At 45.0% G+C, this 7,851-nt stretch carries 10 protein-coding genes; 1 reads left to right on the forward strand and 9 read right to left on the reverse strand.

Translation table 11 applies throughout. From position 1 onward, the window contains the following. The 8 genes from QZ375_RS13010 to QZ375_RS13045 all read right to left on the reverse strand — a co-directional run. The coding region (locus QZ375_RS13010) for a major tail protein (protein ID WP_365729144.1) at positions 1-386 on the reverse strand (386 nt) is incomplete at its 3' end. A gap of 23 nt (positions 387-409) precedes the next feature. Continuing rightward, on the reverse strand, positions 410-727 hold the full coding sequence (locus QZ375_RS13015) for a hypothetical protein (RefSeq protein ID WP_295219683.1): 318 nt from the start codon (positions 725-727) through the stop codon (positions 410-412). Next, a complete protein-coding gene (locus QZ375_RS13020; protein ID WP_295219684.1) occupies positions 724-1,092 on the reverse strand; it encodes an HK97 gp10 family phage protein in 369 nt (122 codons plus the stop codon). Before QZ375_RS13020 ends, QZ375_RS13015 begins: the two co-directional genes overlap by 4 nt. Next, positions 1,079-1,426 (reverse strand): phage head closure protein, encoded by a 348-nt coding sequence (locus QZ375_RS13025; RefSeq protein ID WP_295219685.1) that lies wholly within the window; start codon positions 1,424-1,426, stop codon positions 1,079-1,081. Before QZ375_RS13025 ends, QZ375_RS13020 begins: the two co-directional genes overlap by 14 nt. Next, complete coding sequence (locus QZ375_RS13030) at positions 1,426-1,698, reverse strand: head-tail connector protein (protein WP_295219686.1); 273 nt, start codon at positions 1,696-1,698, stop codon at positions 1,426-1,428. The genes QZ375_RS13025 and QZ375_RS13030 overlap by 1 nt, the downstream gene beginning before the upstream one ends. Positions 1,699-1,720: 22 nt before the next feature. Beyond that, positions 1,721-2,914: a phage major capsid protein gene (locus QZ375_RS13035; RefSeq protein ID WP_295219687.1), complete on the reverse strand. Its 1,194-nt coding sequence runs from the start codon at positions 2,912-2,914 to the stop codon at positions 1,721-1,723. A gap of 22 nt (positions 2,915-2,936) precedes the next feature. Beyond that, positions 2,937-3,713 (reverse strand): head maturation protease, ClpP-related, encoded by a 777-nt coding sequence (locus QZ375_RS13040; RefSeq protein WP_295219688.1) that lies wholly within the window; start codon positions 3,711-3,713, stop codon positions 2,937-2,939. Beyond that, complete coding sequence (locus QZ375_RS13045) at positions 3,703-4,962, reverse strand: phage portal protein (RefSeq protein ID WP_295219689.1); 1,260 nt, start codon at positions 4,960-4,962, stop codon at positions 3,703-3,705. The genes QZ375_RS13040 and QZ375_RS13045 overlap by 11 nt, the downstream gene beginning before the upstream one ends. A gap of 154 nt (positions 4,963-5,116) precedes the next feature. Between QZ375_RS13045 and QZ375_RS13050 the strand changes: the two genes are divergently transcribed. Continuing rightward, positions 5,117-5,893 carry a phospholipase D-like domain-containing protein gene (locus tag QZ375_RS13050; protein WP_295219690.1) on the forward strand — a complete coding sequence of 259 codons (777 nt, stop codon included), beginning with the start codon at positions 5,117-5,119 and terminating at the stop codon, positions 5,891-5,893. An 8-nt stretch (positions 5,894-5,901) separates the two neighbouring features. Here the strand turns inward: QZ375_RS13050 and QZ375_RS13055 are convergent, their stop codons facing one another. Beyond that, a complete protein-coding gene (locus QZ375_RS13055) occupies positions 5,902-7,494 on the reverse strand; it encodes a terminase TerL endonuclease subunit (RefSeq protein WP_295219691.1) in 1,593 nt (530 codons plus the stop codon). Positions 7,495-7,851 lie beyond the last annotated feature (357 nt).

Below are 7,851 nucleotides of genomic sequence, written 5' to 3' on the forward strand. Positions count from 1 at the left end.
CAGCAGAACAGACAGTGACGAATTTTATTCTTATCGCCGCTGAATTCAAACAGCAACGCAAACTGGGATACTTCTGCGGTATTGGTTTCCGTGAGAACGCCCTTTTCATCCAGTTTTTCGCCGAGAATGTCTGTCGCAAACTCAAGCGGAACCAATGCAATTTCCAGATCGCCGGTGTAACCAGAGTTGTTGTTGATGACATAGTACACACCATCATCTGCATAAAAATTGGATGCTTCCCCTTCTGCGTCAATCGACAGGGATACTGCACCGGGAATGCGAACCGGGGTTGCAAATGTCGGCACACCTTCTTCATCATAAGAAGTGATTTTTGCGTAATGCACCTTGTTCAAACCGAACTTTACCTTGTTTTTCTCCATTGCCATAAATAAATCAGCCTCCAATGTATTCAGATATTCATCTCATAAAGTACTTCATACAATTCTTCTGAATCAATGAATGTTTCTGTTTTTGTATAATAAATCTCGTGCTGGGCAAGCACTGCTTCCACCTGTTCTTCCAATTCCGGCTGCTTTTTGTCTGTGTACAATTCAATGTCCAACTGTTTGCAACTGAAATATGCTAAATTATCCGCAGAAAATGGATTCTCTCCAGGAGAGAGAAACAACAGAAAAGGCGGTTTAGGACTTTCGCCTTCTGCATAATGATGATAGGCAAAGGGCAGCCCCATCCCTTCCATCATTTCTGCGATTTGTTCGTAGGTCATGACAACGCCTCCTCAATCAAATGCTCCAACAGCTGTATACCATTTTCTTCCGCAGGGGCAATATGCGGACGGGCAGATACACGACCACCGCCACGCTTGGCGTGTCCTTTTTCCAGAAGGTGTGCCAATTGATAGCGATTCTTACTGTGGACAGTCATTTCGAGAGAATGGCTGTTTTCCTTGGTTTTCTTCGTTGCCCAGCTTTTCGCATACTTTCCCGTGTCTGCCGGAGCATTGGCGGAAATCTCATTTTTCACTTGCGTTGCAGACTTCCGGACTGCTTTTTTCATAGCGGTATCCGCAAGGTCTGCATATTCCTGCAAGCCCTGCATGATTTCCTCCGCAAGATCGTCAATACTGGTCATTTTGCCCTGCCTTTCTGGCTTCCGCAGTAAGTTTCAGATAATCCTTGTGCAGATAATCCGGTGTAACACTGGTGATGTTGTATGTGACATCCCGAAACAAGATTCGGTTGCCTGTTACAGACGGCATCCAGTTTCGGCTTTGCCGAATGAGAAACTCCAGCTTCTGCGTTTCCTTGGTTACGCCAGCGTCCGTATTTTCTACGGAAGATTTTAAGGTTGCCCTTGCCCAACAGGAAAAAGCTTCGTCCCACACAGCGGTGTGATTGCCGATTGCATCGGTAACAACACGATTCTCCAGAAAGGTAATTCGCTGATTCAGTGTTCCAATTTCCATCAAATCACACCCTCTCGCTGTGCAAACAGCATGGCACGAAGCGTCAATGTCAGCTTGGAAAAGTCTGCGGTATTGCGGTTTTCATAAAGATAGGAAACCGTGTAGAGCATTGCTGTCCGCACCACATCTTCGTTTTCTGCCAACTGTGTTTCATCCATTCTGCCCACATCCATGACCAGCTGTTTTGCTGTGAAAATCAAGGAAAGCAGCAACGGATCATCGTCCTCAAAATCAATCCGCAGATACTGCTTGACTTCCTGTAAAGTTACCACCCACTCCAACCCCTTTCTCTGATTACGCTTTCATGCCAAGTGTCTTTACGGCTTCGGTCAAAATCAGTCTGCCATCGACACGCTGAGATGCGAGAAATCCAACCTGACCATTCATGGCAAATACTTCATTCAGTCGCTTAAAGGAACGTCCCTGACGGTCGCCGATCCAATAATAGCTAAAATCTCCAAAAGCAAGGCACTTTGCACCTGCCTTGATCTCCGGCACATAACTGGAAGTGTAGTACGGACGGTTCAGAATGGTATCCGGCACGCCTGCCTGCACAGACGGATTCCAGATATAGTTTCCGGTGCTGTCTTTCAGCTTACGAAGTGCCTTTACTGTGGAATCGTTGAGAACCCAGACTGCCTTTTTGCGATATGGGCTTCTCAGAGAATAGAACAATTCCAGAACATCATCGAAAGTGATATTTGCAGTACTGGTAGTTGCTCCGCTCTCTGCACCACCCGTTGCAGCAAAGATACCAGTCGGCTTGCCCTTGCCGTCACCAATGAAAAATGCCTCTTCTTCCTTTGCACCGATTCTTCTTGCAAATTCCTTTGCAATATAGGACGGCAAATCAAAAGCAGCATCATTCAGCAGTTCCTCAGAGATCTTAATTGCCGTGCCGACCTTGTACGCACCGAGGGAAGCCTGTCCAAAAGTATCATCCGACAGCTTATATGCGTCCTCCTCATCCATCCAGGCAGCTTCGCCCTTAGAAGTAACGATGGGAATCTTTCGATCACCGGAGGAAGTTTTGATAACAGTTGCCAGCTGCCGGAAAATGTTTTCTTCGGTCAGGGCTTCTACCAGCTTCCGTTCAAATTCAGACGGCACAAGATAGCCGCCCTCAGTATCTGTACCAACCTGCAGGTCGTTTCGGACATCGTAAAAATTGCGGTTGCGAATGCTGTTCCAGAAAGCAGTACGATATGCATCAGATGCAATCCCTGTCTTGGTATCGCCGTGAATGGCTGCGTTCGGCTTGTCCTGAATCGGCGTAGAAGTGGGCTTGTTCATCTCCGCTTCAATCTGAGCCTGTCGTTCCAGCCGCTGGATTTCCTTGCCGTATGCCACGATCTGCTGCTCCATGGCATCGTATGTCTTGCTGTCCTCTTCCGAAAGCAGACCGCTTTCATTTCGCTTGGAATCCAAAAAGTCACGGGCAGTATCCCATGCCTTGCTTCTTTTTTCTCTCAGTTCCTGAATTGTCATAGTATCAGTCCTCCTATAGGTTTTAATATTTCAAAAGCTCCAGCCGCTTGTCCAATTGGTTGATCGGCGTGCCTTTGGATGCAGTCGCAGAAATCTTCTGCAGAAAAGAATCCAGCGTTTTAGATGGTGTGTACAGCATGGATGCTGTGCTTTCTTTCTTTTTCTCATCCGTCTCTTCTTCCGGAGATTCCTTTGTTTCTTCTTCATCTGGATCTGTTTTTTCTGGTTCTTCTGGAACAAACGGATTCTTTTTAGAAAAGAGAATGCCGTCTACAAAACCCAGCTGCAATGCTTTTTCTGCATTCATCCACGTTTCTTCATCCATCAGCCTTGCAATCTTATTGCGGCTGAGATGCGATTTTTCTGCATAGGCATTGATAATGGATTCCTTGACTTCATCCAGAAGTGCAATTGCTTTCTCCATATCTGCCTTGTTGCCCATGGCACAGGTCATCGGATTGTGGCACATCAGCATTCCGGTCGGTGAAATCAAGGTTTCTTCTCCAGCCATCGCCACCACAGAAGCCGCTGATGCAGCAATGCCGTCAATCTTGACCGTGACCTTGCCCGGATGGTTTCGGAGCATGGTATAGATCTGACTTGCAGCAAACACATCGCCGCCCGGCGAGTTGATAAAGACGGTCACATCACCGCTGTGTTTTTGCAGTTCCGAACGGAACATGGCAGGGGTGATGTCATCTTCAAACCAGGTACTCTCCGCAATGGCACCGTACAAATACATCTCCGATGCACCGGTTTCTTCGTTGCGTACCCAGTTCCAAAAACGGTTATTCTTCATGGGTCGTTTCCTCCTTTTCATTTTCCTTTGCAAATGCCCCTGCATCTGCGAGTTTGGTAAAGCTGCCATTTACAAGATAGAGATTTCCGCCCAATTCGTCAGGAATCATATTCATATCTTCCAGTTCACGAATATCATTGGCGGACATCCAGCCGTTCTGTCTTGCTGTGGCATAGCCTTGCATACGGGAAGCATAATCACCACGCAAAAGCCCCTCAACATTGAACTTGATGAAATACTTGCCTTTCTCTGAATCGGAAAGCAATGCCTTCTGCAAAGACTGTTCCCAGCGAACGATCCAAGGGTCAAGACTGTATTTCACGAAATCCAGTGACAGATGTTCCACGTTTGAAAAAGTGGCATGGTCTAAGTCGCCGATCATGTGGAGTGGCACTCGATACAACCGTGCAATTTCCTCAACCTGAAACTTTCTGGTTTCCAGAAACTGTGCTTCATTGTTGGGGATAGAGATCGGTGTATACTTCATGCCCTCTTCCAAAATTGCCGTATGATGCGAGTTAGAACCGCCATAGGCACGCTGCCATGCATCCCGCACACGCTCTGGATTTTTGATGACTCCCGGATGTTCCAACACACCGGATGGACTGGCACCGTTGGCGAAAAAGGTAGAACCATAGTCTTCACAGGCAAGAGAAATGCCGATCGCATTCTTTGCAAGAGCAATCGGTGAATATCCCACCAATCCATCGTATCCAAGTCCCGGAATATGCAGCACGTCTTCTGCCTGCAGGACAATATCGCCCTGCTGTTTCAGGTTTGGATTGGCTTCATCGTAGCGGCTGTAGATGTAGACCAGACGATTTCGCTGGTCACGGTCTACTCTGACCTTATCCGGCATCAGCGGATACAGTCCCAATACATCTCCACGACCGTTTCGGATAATCTGTGCGTAAGCATTGCCATAAATCAGCAGATGGGACATTAAGGTTTCTCGGAAAACAAAGGATGTCATTTCCGGATTTGGCTGATCGTGGAGTAAAAAATAGAGCGGATGCTGCGGCACTCGCTCTTTCCCTTTCTCGTTGTATCTGTACACATGAAGCGGCAGTTGTGCAATCGCCTCGGACAGAACCCTCACGCAGGCATAAACCACTGTGTGCTGCATGGCAGTGCGGTCATTGACACGCTTACCACTGTTCGTTCGTCCGAAGAAATAGCTGTAGCTGGGGCTGTCATAGCTGTTGGTCGGCTTATCTCTTGAACGAAAAAGTCCTTTAAAAATTCCCATAAAATCACACTCCTTTCTTGACTTTTCGTATATGAACGTGGTATAATAATTAAAAAGCGCTTTAAATTAAGATCGTAAGCTGATTTTCTGTTTAGTTATTCAACGTTCTCAATCAAAGTGTTAATTCGCAAGAAATAATTAATGAGGAATCATAATGGTTAGAACATCTTTTTTAAAAACATCTATTGAAGTCTTAAAATATGATAAAAAATTTAAAGATATTAGTGGAAGAGAAGAGTTAATTAGGCTGTTAGGAAGAGCAAACATTAACTTTGTCCCACAATATGCATATTCATCAAATGGACGTTCAGGACAACACTGGGAAGATGTAGAATTACGTTTTCCTGTTCCACTTCTTGATAAAGCAAACAAATTTGAGAATGAACTTGAAAAAGTAGTTGATTATGTATACGAAGACTCAGATGATTATGCGTTTCGTAATGTTGAAATACGTCCATTAGTTATTGAGACACCAGCAGAAATTACAGAACATGATGTTGTATTTGATGAAATTCAAGATACTGTTATCCAAGGAATACGCGATGCAAAATTTATCATTTGGGCTGCAGTTGCATGGTTTTCTAACGAATTGATATATCAAGAGTTACTTGCAAAAAAGAAAGCAGGATTAAGTGTCAGAATCATCATGTCAGATGAAATATCGAATCAAAAAATGATTCAAAAATTAGAAGCCAAACATTTTGATGTAGTAATCATTCCAAAACGCGGCTATAACGATTGGAATCGTATGCATGAAAAGTTTTGTATAATCGACATGGACTATGTTATGCATGGCTCATACAATTGGACGCCAACTGCTAACAATAATGATGAGACATTAGCTACAGCATTAGATCATGAGTATGTTTCCAAATTTGCAACAGAGTTTATGAGATTATACAATTTCAATGACCTTGATCAATTGCTTTAAAACTCGTTTTACAACACCAGCATCTCTCTCGTATCATAAACAGATTCATCAGAAACACATCCACAGCGAATTGCACGGTCAAGAGCCATGATCATGGCAACCGCACCGTCAATCTTCTCTGTGGATTTTTCTTTATCCGGCTTGATATTTCCGGCAGGGTCACGTCTGATGAAAATATTATCCATCATCCACCGAAGAACAGGGTGACCATTGTGGGCAAGGGTCTGTTCCAGAGTCAGTTTCATCAATTCCTTGGTAGGCGGTGACATATCTTTGTAACCCTGACCGAACTGAACCATTGTAAACCCAAGTCCCTCCAGATTCTGTGACATCTGCACTGCACCCCAGCGGTCAAATGCAATCTCTTTGATATGAAATTTTTGCCCCAGTTCATCGATGAAGTTTTCGATAAAACCGTAGTGAACCACATTGCCCTCAGTGGTTTTCAGATAGCCTTGCCGTTCCCATACATCATATGGAACGTGATCACGTCTTACTCTGAGGGGCAGTGTTTCTTCCGGCAGCCAGAAGTAGGGAAGAATATAATAATGCTCGTCATCATCTGTTGGAGGAAATACCAAAACAAAAGCTGTAATATCCGTAGTGGAAGATAGGTCGAGTCCACCGTAGCAGATACGACCTGCAAGCATCTCTTTATCAAAAGTGACCTTGCATTTGTCCCATTTTTCCATCGGCATCCAACGCACCGCCTGTTTTACCCATTGATTCAAACGCAGTTGTCGAAAAGCATTTTCTTCACCGGGAGTTTCCTTTGCAGAATTACACGCAGCCACCACCTTATCCATGCCGATGGTCTTATCCAGACTTGGATTTGCCTTTTTCCAAACCTTCGGGTCAGTCCAATCTTCCGATTCATCTGCACCATAAATAACCGGATAGAAAGTCGGATCATGCTTTCTGCCTTCCAGAATATCCTTTGCCTTTTGATGTACCTCATAGCAGATGCTGTTAGTATCCGTTCCGGCTGTGGTAATCAAGAAATACAAAGGCTGCATTCTCGCATCACCTGAACCTTTGGTCATAACATCAAACAGCTTCCGATTGGGTTGTGTGTGAAGTTCATCAAACACGACCCCGTGGATGTTGAAGCCGTGCTTGGAATAGGCTTCCGCCGAAAGCACCTGATAGAAACTGTTGGTCGGGATGTACACGATACGCTTTTGTGAGGTCAGAATTTTCACTCGCTTGGAAAGGGCAGGGCACATTCGCACCATATCGGCAGCCACATCAAATACAATGGCAGCCTGTTGACGGTCGGCAGCACAACCGTAAACTTCGGCTCTTTCCTCTCCGTCACCACAGGTGAGAAGTAAAGCAACAGCGGCAGCAAGTTCTGACTTACCATTTTTCTTCGGAATTTCAATGTAGGCAGTGTTGAATTGCCGATAACCATTCGGTTTCAGAACCCCAAACAAGTCACGGATTATCTGTTCCTGCCAGTCCAGCAGTTCAAATTTCTTCCCTGCCCATGTACCTTTGGTGTGGCTAAGGCATTCGATAAAGGAAACAGCGTAGTCTGCCGCTTTTTTATTGTACTTGGAATCTTCCGCCATAAAGCGTGTCGGTTTGAATCGAGCCATTGTATTCACCTCCCATGTAACAAAAAAGACCTGCCGAAAAGCAAGTCTGCATCATTGATTTTTATGCCCCCAGTGGGCTGTTTTATAATTGAGATTCTATTCCCATTGTAACCATATTATCATACAAAAGCAAGGATAGCAAGCGGCGAAACAGACAGAAAAATCAGAGAAATTTCGCTGTTTTCTTGTGTAGGATACACCAATAGAAATTTTTTCGGTACGACCGCCAGAGCCTTTCGGCTCCGGCTTTTTTGTGTGGAATTTTGTTTGGTTTAGTTGTACTGCTTCAGCAGAATTGCCAAGGCGGTTTCAGTTTCCGCATCCGCCGGCGGTACATCCAAGCCACGGTCAAAGTTG

This window comes from Ruminococcus sp. (assembly GCF_019417665.1).
GTDB lineage: Bacteria > Bacillota > Clostridia > Oscillospirales > Ruminococcaceae > Ruminococcus_C.